The 17700-nt window shown below is 42.8% G+C and carries 17 protein-coding genes; 5 read left to right on the plus strand and 12 right to left on the minus strand.

What is annotated here, in order from left to right; all coding sequences use genetic code 11:
* Positions 1-97 precede the first annotated feature (97 nt).
* Positions 98-3109: a glycosyltransferase family 117 protein gene (locus tag VRU48_RS05875; protein ID WP_330106992.1), complete on the plus strand. Its 3012-nt coding sequence runs from the start codon at positions 98-100 to the stop codon at positions 3107-3109.
* Positions 3110-3171: 62 nt separating this feature from the next.
* Here VRU48_RS05875 and VRU48_RS05880 read toward each other — a convergent pair whose 3' ends face one another.
* The 5 genes from VRU48_RS05880 to VRU48_RS05900 all read right to left on the minus strand — a co-directional run bounded on the left by VRU48_RS05880 (position 3172) and on the right by VRU48_RS05900 (position 6811).
* Positions 3172-3369 (minus strand): cold-shock protein, encoded by a 198-nt coding sequence (locus tag VRU48_RS05880; protein WP_199141114.1) that lies wholly within the window; start codon positions 3367-3369, stop codon positions 3172-3174.
* 90 nt (positions 3370-3459) lie between these two features.
* The gene (locus VRU48_RS05885; protein ID WP_330106993.1) at positions 3460-4095 is read right to left on the minus strand and encodes a peroxiredoxin; all 636 of its coding nucleotides are present in this window, start codon (positions 4093-4095) and stop codon (positions 3460-3462) included.
* 56 nt (positions 4096-4151) lie between these two features.
* On the minus strand, positions 4152-5075 hold the full coding sequence (locus VRU48_RS05890; protein ID WP_330106994.1) for a DUF72 domain-containing protein: 924 nt from the start codon (positions 5073-5075) through the stop codon (positions 4152-4154).
* A 77-nt stretch (positions 5076-5152) separates the two neighbouring features.
* On the minus strand, positions 5153-6238 hold the full coding sequence (locus VRU48_RS05895; RefSeq protein ID WP_330106995.1) for a S1C family serine protease: 1086 nt from the start codon (positions 6236-6238) through the stop codon (positions 5153-5155).
* 6 nt (positions 6239-6244) lie between these two features.
* Positions 6245-6811: an RNA polymerase sigma factor gene (locus VRU48_RS05900; RefSeq protein WP_330106996.1), complete on the minus strand. Its 567-nt coding sequence runs from the start codon at positions 6809-6811 to the stop codon at positions 6245-6247.
* Positions 6812-7050: 239 nt separating this feature from the next.
* Between VRU48_RS05900 and VRU48_RS05905 the strand changes: the two genes are divergently transcribed.
* From VRU48_RS05905 to VRU48_RS05920, 4 genes are all read left to right on the plus strand, one after another.
* On the plus strand, positions 7051-7248 hold the full coding sequence (locus VRU48_RS05905) for a hypothetical protein (protein ID WP_330106997.1): 198 nt from the start codon (positions 7051-7053) through the stop codon (positions 7246-7248).
* 89 nt (positions 7249-7337) lie between these two features.
* Entirely contained in the window at positions 7338-7556 is a 219-nt protein-coding gene (locus VRU48_RS05910; RefSeq protein ID WP_330106998.1) for a PG1828 family lipoprotein, read from the plus strand.
* Positions 7557-7693: 137 nt separating this feature from the next.
* Positions 7694-9040 carry an adenylosuccinate lyase gene (purB, locus tag VRU48_RS05915; RefSeq protein ID WP_330106999.1) on the plus strand — a complete coding sequence of 449 codons (1347 nt, stop codon included), beginning with the start codon at positions 7694-7696 and terminating at the stop codon, positions 9038-9040.
* A 451-nt stretch (positions 9041-9491) separates the two neighbouring features.
* Complete coding sequence (locus VRU48_RS05920; protein ID WP_330107000.1) at positions 9492-10043, plus strand: NifU family protein; 552 nt, start codon at positions 9492-9494, stop codon at positions 10041-10043.
* 131 nt (positions 10044-10174) lie between these two features.
* On the opposite strand, the gene VRU48_RS05925 is transcribed toward VRU48_RS05920, so the two are convergent.
* The 7 genes from VRU48_RS05925 to VRU48_RS05955 form a co-directional block, all read right to left on the minus strand.
* The gene (locus VRU48_RS05925) at positions 10175-10768 is read right to left on the minus strand and encodes an XAC2610-related protein (protein WP_330107001.1); all 594 of its coding nucleotides are present in this window, start codon (positions 10766-10768) and stop codon (positions 10175-10177) included.
* Positions 10769-10785: 17 nt separating this feature from the next.
* Positions 10786-11574, minus strand: a complete 789-nt coding sequence (locus VRU48_RS05930) for an inositol monophosphatase family protein (protein WP_330107002.1) — start codon at positions 11572-11574, stop codon at positions 10786-10788.
* Position 11575: 1 nt separating this feature from the next.
* Positions 11576-12730: a prolipoprotein diacylglyceryl transferase gene (locus VRU48_RS05935; protein WP_330107003.1), complete on the minus strand. Its 1155-nt coding sequence runs from the start codon at positions 12728-12730 to the stop codon at positions 11576-11578.
* Positions 12731-12954: 224 nt separating this feature from the next.
* Positions 12955-14277 (minus strand): tRNA (N(6)-L-threonylcarbamoyladenosine(37)-C(2))-methylthiotransferase MtaB, encoded by a 1323-nt coding sequence (mtaB, locus tag VRU48_RS05940; protein ID WP_330107004.1) that lies wholly within the window; start codon positions 14275-14277, stop codon positions 12955-12957.
* Between the two features lie 265 nt (positions 14278-14542).
* Complete coding sequence (locus VRU48_RS05945) at positions 14543-15157, minus strand: hypothetical protein (protein WP_330107005.1); 615 nt, start codon at positions 15155-15157, stop codon at positions 14543-14545.
* A gap of 53 nt (positions 15158-15210) precedes the next feature.
* Complete coding sequence (locus tag VRU48_RS05950; RefSeq protein WP_330107006.1) at positions 15211-15783, minus strand: UbiX family flavin prenyltransferase; 573 nt, start codon at positions 15781-15783, stop codon at positions 15211-15213.
* A gap of 291 nt (positions 15784-16074) precedes the next feature.
* Positions 16075-17700, minus strand: coding sequence for an NADP-dependent glyceraldehyde-3-phosphate dehydrogenase (locus tag VRU48_RS05955; RefSeq protein WP_330107007.1), 1626 nt, complete (start codon positions 17698-17700; stop codon positions 16075-16077).

The raw sequence follows: 17700 nt of genomic DNA on the forward strand, positions 1-17700 counted from the left end.
CCTTCCACCTCCACCTTACTTTAACACTTTTTAACAATCCTTTAACAAGTCGGCCATAATGGATGGGGTATTTTTGATTAAACCTTAAACTAAACTCATGAAAACATTTAAACGCATTAACAATGCCCTGGGCTTTGTCCTATTTGCGCTTGCCGCAGTTGCTTATTGGCTATGTATGGAACCTACGGTAAGCTTTTGGGACTGTGGCGAATTTATTTCGGCTTCTTTCAAACTCCAAGTAGGCCATCAGCCCGGCGCACCCTTATTTTTAATGATCGGCAGAATGTTTTCGCTATTGGCTGCCGGCGATTTGAGCAAAGTGGCTTATTGGGTAAACCTGGTTTCGGTGCTATCGAGCGCGGCTACTGTGATGTTCCTGTTTTGGAGCATCAATGCCATTGCCCTAAAAATCGTGAAAAAAGATGCAGCGACATTAAATACAACACAACTGTGGAGCATTATAGCTGCTGGTACCATTGGGGCATTAGCCTATGCTTTTTCGGATACGTTTTGGTTTTCGGCAGTAGAATCAGAAGTTTATGCCATTTCTACCCTTTGTACGGCCATTGTTTTTTGGGCTATCCTGAAATGGGAACAGCAAATGAACGACAAATGGATTTTGTTCATTGCGTACATAATCGGTCTTTCTATCGGCATCCACTTGCTGAGCTTGCTGGCCATTCCGGCAATCAGCTTGGTTTATTATTTCAGAAAACAAGAAAATCCTACGCTTTGGGGCATTGCAAAAGCCTTTTTAATTGGTTGCGTATTGTTGGGCATTGTGCAGTTTGGCGTTATCCAATACTTTGTGCTCTTCGCCTCTAAATTCGATATCCTGTTTGTAAACAGTTTCGGCTTGGGCTTCGGCTCGGGCGCATTGGCTTTTGTAGCCTTATTTGCTTTGGCTTTGGGCTATGGCATTTATTACAGCATCAAAAAGAGCTATTATCAGCTTAACTTGGGCCTGCTAAGCTTGGCTTTGGTGATATTCGGCTTTTGTTCTTACTTCATGATCATTATCCGCGCCAATGCCAAAACCGACATCAATCTTTCCAATCCTGACACCCCTGTTTCGCTGTTCAGCTATTTGAGCAGACAACAATACGAAGACAAGCCCCTGCTTTACGGCCAGTTCTACAACTCGAAACCCGTAGAAACCAATGAAACAGGCGTAACCTACCGCAAGGGCGATAAAACCTACGAAGAAAGCGGCAAAACCTACAAGCGCGTTTACGACACCAATACTTTTCTGCCACGTACCTATAGCGACAAGCCAAGCCATGTGAGTTTTTACCAGAGCTGGATGGGACTTGCTGATGGCCAGACGCCAACATTTTGGCAGAACATGAGTTTCATGAACAGCTACCAAATGGGCTTTATGTACTGGCGTTATTTTGCCTGGAACTTTGTAGGCCGCCAAAACGACGAGCAAGGCCAAGGTGCTATACATCAAGGTAATTGGCTAAGTGGCATTAAACCAATCGATGCCTTGCACTTGGGCAATCAGGATAAATTGCCACCAAGTATCAAGGAAAACGCAGGCTACAACCTTTTTTATGGCCTGCCGTTGGTATTAGGGCTTTTAGGCATGGCTTACCTCTACCGCAAAAACAAAAAAGACGGCTTGGTGGTAGCCTTGTTGTTTTTCTGTACCGGATTGGCCATTATCCTTTACATTAACCAAGATCCTTTGCAGGTACGCGAACGCGACTACGCCTATGTGGGCTCTTTTTATGCCTTCGCCATTCTAATCGGCATTGGCGTATTGGCTGTAAAAGAATTGTTGGCGCGTATCGCTTCGAACAAGGTAAGCCTGGCTATTGCTACTTCGCTGTGCATGCTGGCTGTACCTGTGCTCATGGCTGCCCGTGGCTGGAACGACCACAACCGAAGCGGTAAAACTACTGCTTTAGACATGGCCAAAAACTACCTGAACAGTTGCGAACCTAACGCCATTCTATTTACCAACGCCGATAACGATACCTATCCGCTTTGGTACGCGCAAGAAGTAGAAGGCATCCGTACCGATGTAAGGGTAATTTGCCTGCAATTTTTAGGTTCTGAAGCCTTTTTAGACCAGATGAAAAAACAGCAGCACCTTTCGGCCCCGCTGCCAATTAGCCTAGTGCATAACCAATACAAGGAAGGCGTTAGAGATTATATGCCTTATGTAGATTATGGCATCAAAGACAGCGTTGAACTGACCGATCTTTTGTCTGTGCTTACTTCAGACAACAAAGAAGACAAAGTACAACTGAACGATGGCAGCTATGAAAACTTCCTGCCTACGCAAAAATTAAAGCTGACCATAGATCCAGCCCAAATTTTGGCTACCAAAACCGTAGCCTTGGCCGACAAGGATAAAATTGCGCCTCAAATGGAATGGGAATTCAAGAAAAACTATGCTTTGAAAAGCGATTTGGCTATGTTCGATATCATCGTGCACAACCAATGGAAAAGACCGATTTACTTTGCCACCTCGGTTTCAGACGATACTTATATCGGCTTAGATAAATACCTTTACATGGAAGGCTATGCCTACCGCTTGTTGCCTTTAAAGCCCAATAATGATCCTAATGCCGACAAAACCGAACAAACCAACAACCGATTGGCCTTTAAGCATTACAAAAACTTTGAATTGGGAGGCTTTAAAAAGGCAAAATACATCGATCCGGAAAGCAGAAGGGTATTGCAGGGCACTTGGACTTATGCCAATACCTTAAGCGCCAATTTAATCCGCGAAAACAGCATTGCCCAAGCCAAGGAAGTGATCAACAAAAGCATAAAAGAGCTGCCCTTAAAGAACTACAGCATTATGGATACGCTGAACAAGATTTCTTTGGTGCAAAATCTTTACTTGGTTAACGATAATCAACAAGCCAGCCAAATAGCCAAAGAAACCACTGGATTTTTGGCACAGGAGTTCGAATACATCCTATCGTTGAAGCCCGAAGAGCAACGTGCCTTTATCAATGACATCAGACGAGGCATGTACGTATTACAAAGCTTAGACAAAATTACAGAAGACCACAAACAAATAGACCTGAATAAAGTGTTCAAACAGCAGCTCAAAGACTACGAAACCCGATTTACCAATAGCTTGGGCTAAAAACAAAAGCCTCCCGGCATAAAATCGGGAGGCTTTGCTATGTAAAAATTTTTTAGACCAGATTAGACTTTCTTAACGTTTACAGCTTGTAAACCTTTTTTGCCTTCAGCGGTTTCAAATTCTACCTCATCATTCTCTTTAATCGCATCTATTCCTCCCACAACATCTTTAAAGTGAACAAAAATTTCTTTGTTTCCGTCATAGATGATAAATCCATAACCTTTTTGGGTATTAAACCACTTTACTTTTCCGGTGCTCATAAAAATTGTGTAATTGTATAAGATGATTATTAAATAGTTACTGAATTAAAGTTAATTACAAAAAATTCAAAAAGAAACATTATTTGAAAATTACTTGTTAGGTTGGGGCGTAGTGCGCAAATAAGGCTTAATTACCTGATGTCCTTTGGGGAATTTGGCCGGAATATCTTCGGTTTTGATGCTGTTCATCACAATCACATCTTCTCCATCCTTCCAATCGGCAGGCGTAGCCACGCTATATTCGGCGGTAAGCTGCAACGAATCGATAACCCGAAGCACTTCCGTGAAATTTCTGCCGGTTGAGGCCGGATAGGTAATCATCAGCTTTACTTTTTTATCAGGCGAGATGACGAATAGCGAACGTACGGTCATCGTTTCCGAAGCATTGGGATGGATCATGTCGTAGGCATCTGCAATTTTCCTGTCCTGATCGGCAATAATCGGAAAATCGACCGTGGTATTTTGGGTTTCGTTGATGTCCTTGATCCAGCCTTGGTGCGATTCGGCCGAGTCGACGCTCAAAGCCAATACTTTCACGTTCCTTCGATCAAATTCAGACTTCAAAGAAGCCGTCCTGCCCAATTCGGTAGTACAAACCGGCGTATAATCGGCCGGGTGCGAAAACAGCACGCCCCAGCTATCGCCCAGGTAATCGTAAAAGTCTATTTCTCCGATAGAAGTTATAGCTTTAAAGTCAGGGGCTGTATCTCCAATTCTTAAACTCATGGTTCTGGTTTTTAGGTTAAAAAATCAATTGTATGCGGTGAAGTTACTAAACTGAATTAAAACAATCCTCTTTGTTGTGTAATAAAATTTATGCGGGGCAGACTGCTTTTCAGGTGTTTATTGAATTCTTGTATGGTATAATCCGCTATTAAAGGCGTATCGGCCTCGTCGTGCTGATGCAAAAAGAAATAGATGTTTTCCAGCCCTTGGTCAAGCCAATGCTTTAGCCTTGTCACCCACTCGTCTACCCTGGCCTTATCCGAATCGAGGTATTGGCCACCATTGCCCACAAACCTTACAAAAGCGTTTGGCGTTGGCAATTCCATGTGTACGCAATCTCTACGGCCACTGGCATCAGTAATGGCTGCCCCCTTGCCCAACCTGGCCAACAGGCTAAACAATTCTTTTCTGGCTTCGCCCTTAAACCAATCCGGATGCCTTACTTCTACAAATACCTTTAAATCGGCGGGCAGTTTTTCGAGATAGCTGGCCAATACACCGATGTTGTTCGGACCGAAATTATCGCTTACCTGTAAAAAACAAGGGCCCAGGTACTGGCCAAAGGCGCTGATGGCCTTGATGTACTCGTCGGTGAGGTAATCGGTATCTTTGAGGCGCTTGAGATGGGTAATGGTTCTCGAAAACTTGGGACAAAACATAAAATCGCCATTGGTATTGGCTTTTACCTGCTCGGCCCATTTTAAGATCTGTTCTTCTTTGGGCAGGCTGTAAAAAATGGCATTCAGTTCTATCGAATTAAAGTGCTTGACGTATTCCCCCAGGAAATCGGCCTCTTTTGTTTTTTTGGGATAGATGAGCTCCTTCCACTCCTTGCGACCCCATTTGGCACAGCCCACATAAAACTGCGGATTGGCCACAGGGCCAAGCTGGGCAAAGGTCAAAAGGGTCTGTTCGCCATCGGGTGGCAAGGTAAAATCTATCGTATTGATCGCTTCTTCGGCAACTCTTCCAAATTCCATATGCTACTGAATTTAAAACAAAACCCCGAAAACTACTTAAAGTTTCGGGGTTTTCAAATTTTAATATTTTGGGATTGTTAATACACTTTGATCATGAAAACATAATCTTGGATTTTAGCTACCTGCTTATTGCGTTTCATGCCTTGCAATGGGCTTTTCTTATCGTAAGACACTCTTTTGGTCAGCGAATCCTGAGGAATTGCATTCAGGGCTTCTATAATGTATTTAGATTTTACAGCGAAAGCTGCGCCATTTGTTTTATCTTCTTTGCCGTTGATTACGCCAACAATGTTACCGCTATTATCCAGCACCGGGCCACCACTATTGCCTGGATCTACCGATATGGCTACCTGATAGGCTACACTATCGCCGTTAATGCCGGTTTTAGAACTTACATATCCATTGCCTAATACGGCATCGTCTTTTGGATAACCTAAGGTATAAACCTCTTCACCAATACCAGTGCCTGTTTTTTTAATGCCATAAGGCAAAGTTCCAAGCCTTCTGAAAGAATCGTCACTTACTTTTAAAATGGCGATATCGTTTGTGGCATCGGTATAGAACATGGTTGCCTTGAAAGAATCTCCCCGGCTGTTTTGAACATAGATCGAATCGGCTCCCTTAATTACATGAAAATTGGTTAAAATGTAACCATTGCTCGAAATGGCAAAGCCCGTACCGCCAAACTTGGCAGGGGTTGTATTTGTATTGGCATGTTTTTGCTTATCGTAGGCAATTACCCTTCTAATATCATTTTGATTTTTATCAAGGTTATTGATCCTTCTATCCAACAATTGCATGCTGCCATCTTGTTTTCTTTGGCCCAGGATTACAATACTCGCCAAAATCAAGAACAAAGCCGCCACAGCAATAGCCGACCTGTTGTTGCGCCACATCCTCACTATTCGAGATGGATGAGGCTTCACTTTTTCGCTAATAGCGGCCACATCGATTTTATCGTGCGCGGCATCCATTTGTTCTTTCAGCAACAAAACATTCGCATACTGCTTCATCGAATCCAAAAATACCTTGTGGGCAACTACTTTATGGTCAACAATGGGATCATTGCTTCTCAGTTGCTCAAAGGCATTACGCTCATCGGGGGTTAACTTGCCGTTGAGGTAATCTTCAATAATCGATTCTAATTCTATCTCGTTTCTCATTGCGTATTATGGTTGAAAAAACAACTTCTTTAATCGTTGCAAACATTTATACTTCTGTGTTTTGGCATTATCCGTATTGGTATAGCCAAATTTTTCACAGATATCCTGCATAGACAGATTATGGATATAAAAATCCTGGATAATGGTTTTGCAGGGTTCGCCCAGGCTTTCCAAGGCTACTTTCATCTTGTCGAACTGCATGTCTTTTTGCTCATGCTGCTCTACATCTTCATCTATGGCCAGTACGTCTTCAAAATCGGCAATGTTGTTGGTCTTCTTGCTCTGTTGTGTCAGCTTTTTTAACCAGATGCGTCGGCTTACCGAATACAAATAGGTTTTTAGCTTGCTGCTGAGCTCAAAATTGCCGCTCTTTATTTTATTATATAATACAATGATGGCTTCCTGATATACGTCTTTTGCATCGTCTTCATCACCATTATTGTTCAGAATAAATTGAAGCACCATCGGAAAATAGCCCGCATACAACTTATTTAGCGCTTCTTCTGAGTTGTTGAGTATACCTAATACTACTTCTCTATCTGTTGGAACTGAACTGCTTAACTTAATACTCACCAATTAATACATTTAAACGTGAATGGTAACCCAATGATAGCCAAAAAAATTATTTTTTGTGGCAATGTGGCGATCTTCTTTGTCGGACCGGCCAACATTTCCACCACATAACGCTAAGCCTTAATACCAAATTGTGGCAATGGTAACCTCCTCAAAAAATAAAAATATTTTAGGGGTCACCTTTTAAAATTTCGCGCATTAATGACAAAAACCTATTCATTATCTAAAACGAAAACAACATGAAAAACCTCATCAAATTTGGCTTTATGGCCTTGGCATTAAGCGTATCATTAGTGGCTTGCGATTTCGGCAAACCTAAAAAAGGAGATCAAAATTTAAAAGACAGTACCGCTATCGACTCGCCCAAAGTAGATTCTTTAAAGGCAGACACCAGCAAAAACCCTGTTGACACCACAAAAAAGGCAGAAAAAAAATAATTTAACTTTTTTTTACATTTGCAGGGTTACCTTTTTACCTTTGCGGTATTAAGATTAAAATTAATTAATTATTTAAACAGAAAATTAAAATGAAAAACTTATTCAAATTTGGCTTTTTAGCTCTAGCATTGTCTTTGTCAGTTGTAGCTTGTAACTCAGAGAAAAAAGCAGAAGGTGCTGATTCAACTTCATTGGATTCAGCTGCTAAAACTGTAGATTCAGCTGCTAAAACTGTAGATTCAGCTGCTGCTAAAGTTGATTCAGCTGCTAAAACTGTTGATACAACTAAAGCTGCTGCTAAACACTAGTCAATAGTTTTTAAACGCATAAAAAAGCCGAGGGAAATTTTCCTCGGCTTTTTTGTTTCTAGGCATTTTGCAACATTTACCCTATCAAAAATGCCCGATAAATGCTACCTTTGCGGCTGTATCAATTTTCCTTTCAAATGAATTTATCTCCGCTTCAGGCCATCTCTCCAATTGATGGGCGCTACAGAAAAACAACCGATAAACTGGCTGCTTATTTCTCTGAGTCTGCCCTGATCAAATACCGTATCTTTGTAGAGATCGAATATTTTATTGCCTTGTGCGAAGCCAAAATTCCGGGGCTGGAACAATTCGACACCACGCTTTTTCCAAAACTGCGCGCCATACACCAACAATTTACCGACGCCGATGCGCAAACGGTTAAAGACACCGAAAGCATTACCAACCACGACGTGAAAGCGGTTGAATACTTTATCAAAACCAAATTCGACGAATTGGGACTGCAAGTCCTCAAAGAATTTATCCACTTTGGCTTAACCTCGCAAGACGTAAACAATACAGCCATTCCTTATAGCTTTAAAATAGCTTTGGAGGAGGCCTATTTTCCGGCACTGACCGAACTTATCCAAAAAATAAGCGACTTGGCCAAAGAATGGGCCGACGTTCCTTTGCTGGCACATACACACGGTCAACCAGCCTCGCCTACCAAACTGGGCAAGGAATTTATGGTTTTTGCCGAACGTTTAAATGTACAGTTCCAAACCTTGAAAGCCATTCCGCATAGCGCCAAATTCGGCGGTGCAACAGGCAACTTCAACGCCCACCATATTGCCTATCCACAAATCAAGTGGGTTGATTTTTCGAATAACTTCGTTAATCAGATCTTAGGACTGAACCGCGCCCAGTACACCACGCAAATTGAGCATTACGACCAGTTTGCGGCACAATGCGATGCCCTGAAACGTATTAATAATATCATTATTGACTTAGATCGCGATATTTGGGCCTATATATCTAAAAATTATTTCAAGCAGAAAATCAAAGCTGGTGAGGTAGGTTCATCGGCCATGCCCCATAAGGTAAACCCTATCGATTTTGAAAATGCCGAAGGAAATGCCGGTGTTGCTAATGCCTTATTCGAGTTTTTCGCCGCCAAACTGCCTATTTCTCGTCTGCAACGCGACTTAACCGATTCGACCGTGCTGAGAAACATGGGCGTGCCGATGGCGCATACCATCATTGCCATCAGCTCTACGTTAAAAGGACTGAATAAAATCTTATTGAACAACGAAGCAATTGCTGCCGACTTGGAGAACAACTGGGCTGTTGTGGCCGAAGCCATCCAGACCGTGTTGAGAAGAGAGGCTTATCCAAATCCTTACGAAGCTTTAAAGGCGCTGACCAGAACCAATCAAAAAATTACCGCCCAAACCATGGCTGCATTTATTGATGAATTGGAAGTGAACGATGCCATTAAGGCCGAACTGAAGCAAATTACACCTTTTAATTATACCGGGATTTTCTAGGGAAAGGTGGAAGGCTGAAGGTGGAGGGCAGGAAGCCGAAAGACTAAAGCTTAAAGACCAAAGACTGAAAGAAAAACACAAGATGATTGGTATTTCTTAATTTATCTCCATTCCTTAATGTTTTAAGGCTGAAGGCGGAGGGCAGGAAGCCGAAAGACTAAAAATCAAAAGCTGGAGGGAAGATCATTGATGTATTCAACCCTTAATGTGTCTTAATTCCTTAATGTTTTAAAACTGAAGGCAGAAGATGGGAAGCCGAAAGGCTAAAGACTGGAAGCAAAATGCAAGATGGCTGACGTACTCAATCCTTAATGCGTCTTAATTCCTTAATGTTTATCAAACAGCGAGAGAACGATTTCTTGGCAATTCCTCCCGATTTGCTTAAATTGACCTAAATCAGACAACAGTCTAACTGCATTTGATTTATTTTTGTAATCTAAATTCACAGACAATGACGATCAACGTATATACAGAGCAGACCCCGAACCCAGCTACCATGAAGTTTATGGTGAATAAACTTTTGATTAACGGAAGCGAGGATTTTGCAACGAAAGAAAGCGCAGAACACTCTCCTTTTGCCAAAGAACTGTTCAAATTCAACTTTGTAAGCGGCGTGTTTTTTGCCAGCAACTTTGTAACCATTACCAAAACAGAGGATGCTGATTGGAGCGATATCGAAGCAATCTTGAAAGAATTTGTCAAAGGTGCGGTTGAGGCTGAGCTGAAAATCAAGGAAAACACAGCTGAAGAAGCTCCAAATTTCGAAGGCAGCGATATCGAGATCAAAATTCAACAAATCCTGCACGATTATGTTCGTCCGGCGGTTGAGCAAGATGGTGGTGCCATCAGCTATAAATCTTTTGACGAAGGCGTGGTAACCGTAGAATTGAGAGGTTCTTGCAGCGGTTGTCCATCATCAACCATTACCTTGAAATCGGGTATTCAAAACCTGTTGCAACGTATGGTTCCCGAAGTGAAAGAAGTAGTTTCTGAAGCACTATAAGTACCTTCGAGAGGGAATTGTTATCATATATTGTTTATCTGTTGTAATTGTTAAATTGTTAACTGCAAACTGACAACTGTAAACTGAAAACAACTTTTCTAGAAATACACAAGGCCCGAATAGGGCCTTTTTTATGGCTTATTTTTTAGGATAGCCCTGATTTTGGCATCGAGGTCTAAGCTATTGGTATCTTTAAAAGACTGGCCAATTTGATACACTTTATTGGCTTTATTGATGCGGTGGAGGCTATAGTAATTTTCGCCAGCCAAGCCGTAGCTCACAATTACCTTGTTTTTTTGGTCGTAACTGGGATTGGCAATTTCGTCAAACCCCCGCACTTTGGTCAACGTGTGCTTTTTGGGGTCAACCAGGTACAACAAGTAATAAGAATTGCCTCCACGCGCGCCACTCTCCACAAAAAAGAGCAGGTCCTTGATGCCGTCGTTGTTGTAATCCACAAAATCAACTTCTCGTTGAGCTTGGGTAGCACTGTGGTTTTCTTTCCAATAAACGATATCGGTTTTGCCATTTTTTCGACCAAAGTAAATATTGATGCTTTGTTGGTCATCGGCCACAATATGTTCGATGGCTAACCCATAGCTTTTGTCGGCAAAAGGATAAATGTATTGCCAATGGCCTTCGGTATGGCCGAATATCTTTGGTTGTGCCTGTACCCAAACCATGCTAACGATCAAGCCACAAATTAAAAGAATCGACTTTTTCATGCTTGACGGATTAGCAATTAGAAATACTTTTTGATGGTTTGGAGTATTTCTTCGGTAACCTGACTGTTGGTGGCCAACACTTCGCGGGTTTCGAAAATTTCTTGGCCTCCCGAAAAATTAAGGATGGTCCCTCCTGCCTGTTGCACAATAAAGGCTCCGGCGGCTACATCGTACGAGTTGAGGTTATATTCGAAATACGCATCGAAACGGCCACAGGCCACATAGGCCAAATCGACTGCTGCAGAGCCGATACGCCTTAAACCATGGCATTGCTGCATCATTTCGGTAAATAGTTGTATATATTGCGGTTGCTTGTCGAACTGGTAATAGGGAAATCCGGTAGCCAGCAAGCACTTAGACAGGTTATTGTTTTGCGAAACGCGGATAGGCTTGTTGTTGAGGTAAGCGCCTCCACCTTTATAGGCCGAAAACATCTCTCCCCTATTGATTTCGTAAACCACGCCAATTACCGGCTGGTCGTTTTCGTAAAGTGCAATGCTAATGGAATAGGTAGGTATGCCGTGGATAAAATTAGTAGTTCCATCCAGCGGGTCGATGATCCAGGTATAGGTTTGGCCTTTGATATTTTCGGTTTCTTCTTCGGTAATGAAACCTGCTTCGGGCAAGATTTTGGTCAGGTTTTTTACAATCTGCTTTTCAGCATTTTTGTCTACATAAGAAACCAAATCGTTGAGGCCTTTGTATTCTATCGCATTGGCGTCGAAAGACATGGCTTCCTTACGAATAAAATTACCCGTTAAGCGGGTAACCGCTATCACTTTCGAGCATAATAATTCGTAATTCATGTTAGTAGCTTTTTAGTTTCTCCCTGTTTTTGTTCGAATAGATGACCAATGCCAATCCGCTAATGAACAACAACAATGAAATCAGTTCTGCCTGGCTAAACGGAATTCCGGCTACGGTATATTTAGAGTTTACACGGATCAATTCGATAAAGAAACGTTCTACCCCAGCTAGTATCAGGTAAATTCCAAACATCATTCCCGGCGATTTGATATACTTCCTGATATTCCAAAGGAACAGGAAAATCAAAAAGGCCAATACAACCTCATAAATAGGTGTTGGATAAACGGGATTGGCTAATTCGTTGCAATAACGGCCAACACAACCAGCAATAGGATCACCTTCTCTGGCTACGTTGTTGGGATAAGTATAAGCCCACAACCAATCTGGCAACCAAGTAAATGGTTTAGGATTCAAATTTACAATGCCCCAGTCGCCATCGCCTGCCAAATGGCAACCAATACGGCCAACGCTATAGGCCAGCATCATGCCTGGTCCGCCTACATCGAGCATGTGCAAGGGTTTGATGCCGTTTTTGCGCGCAATGTACAGCACGGCTGCACCACCGCAAATCAGTCCGCCATAAAAAGTAAGGCCGGTAAAGGCAAACAAACCACCAAGCGGATCTTGGATAAAAGTATCCCAATGTTCGAGGTTATCGAAAATCTTCGCACCTAAAAAACCCCAAACCGCAGCCCAAACCACCATATTGCTCATCAGCTCATAAGGATGCACAACAACATCGACCTCTTTAGGCTGTGGCAATTTTGCAGTATCTTTTTCTTTATAGGCCCAATATATAAATACAGCGGCCAAAATGAGGCCACCCAACATGTTGCCCTTGGTAGAAAGGAGTACGCCTTGTTGGTCGTCTACAAAAACTTTATAGTTGAGTATGGCATAGAGTATTTTATAGCCAATGATGAAACCAAAAATACCATTTGTAATCAATTCCAATGCAGAAGCTGGTTTACCAATCGTTACCCTTCTTTTAATAGGATGGATAATACCCAAAGCTTCTTTTCTTTTGAGTTCTTTGGTAAATGCCCAATAACCGGCCACAAAAGCCAAGGCTACAAAAACGCCAAATGTGTTAAATGGCAGGGGCAGATTGATGCCAAAAAGATAGGATAAAAAATGGGAAACGGTAGGAAACATATATCAAATGTAGTTTAGGCGAAGATAGGAAAAAGTTGCTAGTTTTAGTTGGGAAGTTGCTTGTGTTTAGTTGGGAGTTGGGGAGTTAGGAAGTCAGGAGTCCGAAAGTCAATAGTCGGAAGTCAGAAGTCTGTGGACCATAGGCTATAGTCGGGAGTCAGAAAGTTCATAGTCTGGATTCTGTAGTCGAGAGTCGGAAAGTTAAGAAGTCGGAAAGCTGGGCGTTAGTGGCTGTGCACCAAGGTTTCTGCTTCTTCCACATCTACTTCGCCATCGGCAGATAAACCAAGCAGTTTGACGTTCTTAAGCTCGTTAACCATCACCGGATCGTATTTGGCCCTAACTTTTACATAGTTTTTGGTAAAGCCATGCATAAAGCCGTTTTTCTGGTCATCTTCGAAAAGCACCTGACCAATTCCACCTACCTGCGATTCGTAGAAAGCCCTTCTTTTTTTGTCGGAAAGGATATGCAACATTTTATTGCGTTCGAAACGGGTACTGCCAGCTACTTTGCCTTTCATGGTGGCCGCTTCGGTTTGCTCACGCTCCGAATAGGTAAATACGTGCAGGTAAGAAATATCCAATCCGTTCAAAAACTGGTAGGTATCTAAGAAATCTTCTTGTGTTTCGCCTGGAAAGCCCACAATTACGTCTACCCCTATGCAGCAGTTGGGCATTACCTCCTTAATTTTCGCTACCCTTTCGGTGTAAAGCTCGCGTTGGTAGCGTCTTTTCATCAAGCCCAAAATTTTATTAGAGCCCGATTGCAAGGGAATATGGAAATGCGGTACAAAACGTTTAGAGGTGGCTACAAACTCGATAATCTCATTGCTCAGCAAATTCGGTTCGATAGAAGAAATACGAATACGTTCGATGCCTTCTACTTCATCCAAAGCTTTTACCAAATCGAAGAAACGGTCTTCCCTTTTGCCTTCCCTGATGCCAAAATCGCCCAGGTTAACGCCGGTAAGTACAATTTCTTTCACCCCGCTTTGTGCAATCTGCTGTGCACGGTTCACTACGTTTTCAATGGTATCGCTCCGGCTGCCGCCACGCGCCAAAGGAATGGTGCAATAGGTACAAGGATAATCGCAACCATCCTGAACTTTGAGGAAGGTACGGGTACGATCGCCAATAGAATAGGCCGCAATAAAATTATGGTTAACTTTTTCTATGTTCTGCTGGTGGACAACGGCTTTAGGATTTTTGGTGAGGTCGGTAATGAACTCTACGATCCTGAATTTCTCGGCAGCACCCAAAACCATGTCGACGCCTTCTATTTCGGCAATTTCTGTAGGTTTTAACTGGGCATAACAACCTACAATGGTGATATAGGCGTTTGGAGCATATTTGAGGGCCTCTTTTACCACCTTGCGACATTTTTTGTCGGCATGATCGGTAACAGAACAGGTATTGATTACATATACGTCGGCAGCGTCGGTAAACTCGACCACACTATAGCCCGCATCGGTAAATAAACGGCCAATGCTGGATGTTTCGGAAAAATTAAGCTTACAGCCAAGCGTATAAAATGCAACCTTTTTCATTGATTCTGCAAAGATAACAATTTTGATGGAGTTAAGCGCTAAGTACCTAGCCTTTGGCAGGGTTTGACAGCTTGTTTACAATTTGTTGGATGAGTATGCTGTATTGTTTGATTGTTAGCATTGTTGAACTGCTATATTGCCCAATGGTTTTATTGCTAAATTGTTGAAATTTGGTAATGTTCAATTGTTTAATTGCTAGAATTGTTTAATTGCTCAATTATAGCTCGGCATTGCCCACTGTGAACTGCTCACTGTAAATTGAAAACTATTTTTTAGCTCGATGAAGGCTATTGTATTTTTTGATGCAGTCCCTGATATTGTCGAAAGAGAAGCTTCTTTTTTTAAACTTGTCAAGCAACTGCTGGTCATCGGCTAGCAAACCATAAAGATTTTTTTCGCGCTGCTCTCTTTTGCTACCGCTGATGGCGGTGTCGTTTGTTTTGATTTCTAGCAGTTGGCCACCATCCAAACGGGCATACCAGGTAGAAATCGTGCCTCTTGCGCTATATATGCCGGTAGCACTCACCGCTCCCGAAGAAGCCGAATAATCTTCAAACAGCTCAATGCGTCCGTTTTCTAGTTTTTTAACCAGCCTGGCTTCTTCGGCATAAGGCATTTTCATCAGTACGAACAGCGCGCTGTCGGCACTTCTAAAATACGACTTTAAGGTATCTGTTTTAATCGTTACGAACTTTGAATCTTCCAGCTTCTTAAACTTCAGCTCATCGGCAGGACCAGTGCCCATCACAAAGCCATTCCTAAGTTTTCCCCTTATGGTATCTCCTTTAAGGGTTTCGATAAAATCTTTTTGGGCAAATGCGTGGCTGACGATAAAAAAACTGCAACAGCAAGTAAAGAGCAAAAATAATTTGGTTTTCATGATGGTTAGTTGGTTTGTGGGTTGATGTGATGTTTTAAAAATTTGGCAACTGTTTAGGGCAAGTCGTTCCAGCGATAGCTTTGTTGCTCTAATCCGGCCAGGTCTATTACCCTATCAATTACCGTTTGGGCCAATTCTTCGATGGTTTTGGGCAAGCTGTAAAACGAGGGGTTGGCCGGACAAATAATTCCACCGGCTTCGGTTACGGCTTTCAGGTTGTTGATGTGGACGAGGCTAAATGGCGTATCGCGAACTACAGCAATCAGTTTTCTTCTCTCCTTCAAAATCACGTCGGCCGCGCGCGAAATCAAATCATTGGAAATGCCATGGGCGATACGGCCCAAAGTGCCCATAGAGCAGGGCGCAATAATCATGGTATCGAATTTGGCAGAGCCCGAGGCAAAAGGCGCATTGAAATCCATTTTGGGATAAAAGGTAAAAGGATAGTTATCGTAGCTCGAATCGCCCAATTCGAATCGCCATACTTCCTTGGCGTTGTCAGACATCACCACGCCTACTTTTTCGATCTGGTCGGAAAGCTTCAGCAGGTTATCTAACAATAATTTGGCATAAATGGCACCGCTGGCTCCGGTTACGGCAACAACGATTTTTTTCTTCTGGCTCATATGTAGCCAAAGATACGATAGAAAAAGAATATCAGCTAATCATGAAAGGGTCATCAAACGACCTGAAATCGCAACAAGAGCATGCCACGCTTTCAAAGGAGTAAAATAAAAAAGGGCCAGAAATAAATTTCTGACCCTACATCTACCTATGAAAAACATACCCCCGAAAGGGTAAGCCCAAATATAACTACATTTACTTTAAAAAGAAAGTTTAAACATACTTTTTTTATTTATCGTGGAAATGTGACACAAAAAAAACTTACCTCGACTCCAAAATGCAGTTTTGACACATTAGAACAGGTATTTGGTGCTTAAAAAATTTGAACTGTTGCTATCGATAATTTCGTTGAGCAGGTGCTTATTGTTTTCGTTAAGCTTGGTGGCCACCAAAGAACGGATAGAAAAAGAGCGCAAAGCGTCAACAACCGACAAAGTTCCTTCGGCGCTGTCCTTTCTTCCGGTAAAAGGAAACACATCCGGACCGCGTTGGCATTGGCAGTTGATATTTACCCTGCTCACCTGATTAACCAAGGGATCGATCAGCGCAGCCACCTCTTGGTCGTCGTTGCTAAAAATGCTCACCTGCTGGCCGTGGGTCGATTCGATAAGGTATTGGATAGTTTCTTCCAAATCGTCGAAAGGCACTACCGGCACCACCGGACCGAACTGCTCTTCGGTGTATAGTTTCATTTCGGCCGTAACCGGATAAACAATGGCTGGATAAACGAACGATTCGTTGGTGGCTCCCCCATTTTCGTTAACGATTTTGGCACCTTTTGCAAGGGCATCGTCTAAACATTCTTTTAAATAGGCGGGCTTATGCGGTTCTGGCAAGGGGGTAAGCGAGATGCCTTCTTGCCAAGGCATGCCGAATTTGAGTTTGGCAACTGCTTCGCTCAACTCCTTCAAAAACTGGTCGGCCAGGCTTCGGTGCACAAAAATAATCTTGAGTGCCGTACACCTTTGTCCGTTAAAAGAGAGCGAACCCAATACTGTTTCTTGTACGGCCAGCTTTAAATCGGCCTGTGCGGTAATGATGGCGGCATTTTTGGCATCCAACCCTAAAATTGCACGCAAACGATTTACTTTAGGGTGCATTTTCTTTAATTCGTTGGCTACTTTGCTCGAACCGATGAGCGTAAGCACGTTGATCTTGCCTGACTGCATCAAGCCCGGAATAATTTTATTGCCACGGCCATAAATGGTATTGACCACGCCTTTGGGAAAACAGTTTCTGAAAGCTTCCAACAAAGGGTAGAATAATAAGGTACCGTGTTTAGGCGGTTTGAACAAAATGGTATTGCCCATAATCAGGGCCGGAATTAAGGTAGTAAAAGTTTCGTTTAAAGGATAGTTGAACGGCCCCATGCACAACACCACCCCCAAGGGCGAACGGCGGATCTGCGCCACAATGCCCTGTTCCATGGTAAAACCCGATGATTGTCGATCTAAATCCTTTAGGGCATCAATAGTAGCATGGATATACTCGATGGTGCGGTCGAATTCCTTCACCGAATCGGCGTAGGTTTTACCGATTTCCCACATGAGCAGCTTTACGACTTCCTGTTTCTTCTCGATAATCTGGTGCGTAAATTTCTCCACGTGTTCGATGCGCTGTGCAACGCCCATGGTTGGCCATTCGCCACGGCCATTGTCGTAGGCCTTAACTGCCGCTTCTAAAGCCGCCGAGGCCTCTGCCTCATCGCAAAGCGGATAGGTTCCGATGATCTTTCGTTGCAAACCATTGGCTGTTTTTACGCATACCGGCGACAAAACGGTGTGTACATCACCATTCCACGGCAACATTTGTCCATTGGAAAGGTACTCGCGCTGGTTCACCTCGGCTTCTAACTTAAAAGCACTAGGTATCTGCTCTTCCGCGAGGAAAAGATGGTCTAGTTGTTCTTGAAAACTCAT

It is taken from the genome of Pedobacter albus (genome assembly GCF_036324255.1).
Taxonomy (GTDB): Bacteria; Bacteroidota; Bacteroidia; order Sphingobacteriales; family Sphingobacteriaceae; genus Pedobacter; species Pedobacter albus.

Excerpts from the sequence above, each read along its gene's own strand:
- VRU48_RS05875 (WP_330106992.1), top strand. The coding sequence starts at position 98 with ATGAAAACATTTAAACGCATTAACAATGCCCTGGGCTTTGTCCTATTT.
- VRU48_RS05880 (WP_199141114.1), bottom strand. The coding sequence starts at position 3,369 with ATGAGCACCGGAAAAGTAAAGTGGTTTAATACCCAAAAAGGTTATGGA.
- VRU48_RS05885 (WP_330106993.1), bottom strand. The coding sequence starts at position 4,095 with ATGAGTTTAAGAATTGGAGATACAGCCCCTGACTTTAAAGCTATAACT.
- VRU48_RS05890 (WP_330106994.1), bottom strand. The coding sequence starts at position 5,075 with ATGGAATTTGGAAGAGTTGCCGAAGAAGCGATCAATACGATAGATTTT.
- VRU48_RS05895 (WP_330106995.1), bottom strand. The coding sequence starts at position 6,238 with ATGAGAAACGAGATAGAATTAGAATCGATTATTGAAGATTACCTCAAC.
- VRU48_RS05905 (WP_330106997.1), top strand. The coding sequence starts at position 7,051 with ATGAAAAACCTCATCAAATTTGGCTTTATGGCCTTGGCATTAAGCGTA.
- VRU48_RS05910 (WP_330106998.1), top strand. The coding sequence starts at position 7,338 with ATGAAAAACTTATTCAAATTTGGCTTTTTAGCTCTAGCATTGTCTTTG.
- purB (WP_330106999.1), top strand. The coding sequence starts at position 7,694 with ATGAATTTATCTCCGCTTCAGGCCATCTCTCCAATTGATGGGCGCTAC.
- VRU48_RS05920 (WP_330107000.1), top strand. The coding sequence starts at position 9,492 with ATGACGATCAACGTATATACAGAGCAGACCCCGAACCCAGCTACCATG.
- VRU48_RS05925 (WP_330107001.1), bottom strand. The coding sequence starts at position 10,768 with ATGAAAAAGTCGATTCTTTTAATTTGTGGCTTGATCGTTAGCATGGTT.
- VRU48_RS05930 (WP_330107002.1), bottom strand. The coding sequence starts at position 11,574 with ATGAATTACGAATTATTATGCTCGAAAGTGATAGCGGTTACCCGCTTA.
- VRU48_RS05935 (WP_330107003.1), bottom strand. The coding sequence starts at position 12,730 with ATGTTTCCTACCGTTTCCCATTTTTTATCCTATCTTTTTGGCATCAAT.
- mtaB (WP_330107004.1), bottom strand. The coding sequence starts at position 14,277 with ATGAAAAAGGTTGCATTTTATACGCTTGGCTGTAAGCTTAATTTTTCC.
- VRU48_RS05945 (WP_330107005.1), bottom strand. The coding sequence starts at position 15,157 with ATGAAAACCAAATTATTTTTGCTCTTTACTTGCTGTTGCAGTTTTTTT.
- VRU48_RS05950 (WP_330107006.1), bottom strand. The coding sequence starts at position 15,783 with ATGAGCCAGAAGAAAAAAATCGTTGTTGCCGTAACCGGAGCCAGCGGT.
- VRU48_RS05955 (WP_330107007.1), bottom strand. The coding sequence starts at position 17,700 with ATGAGTTTTCAAGAACAACTAGACCATCTTTTCCTCGCGGAAGAGCAG.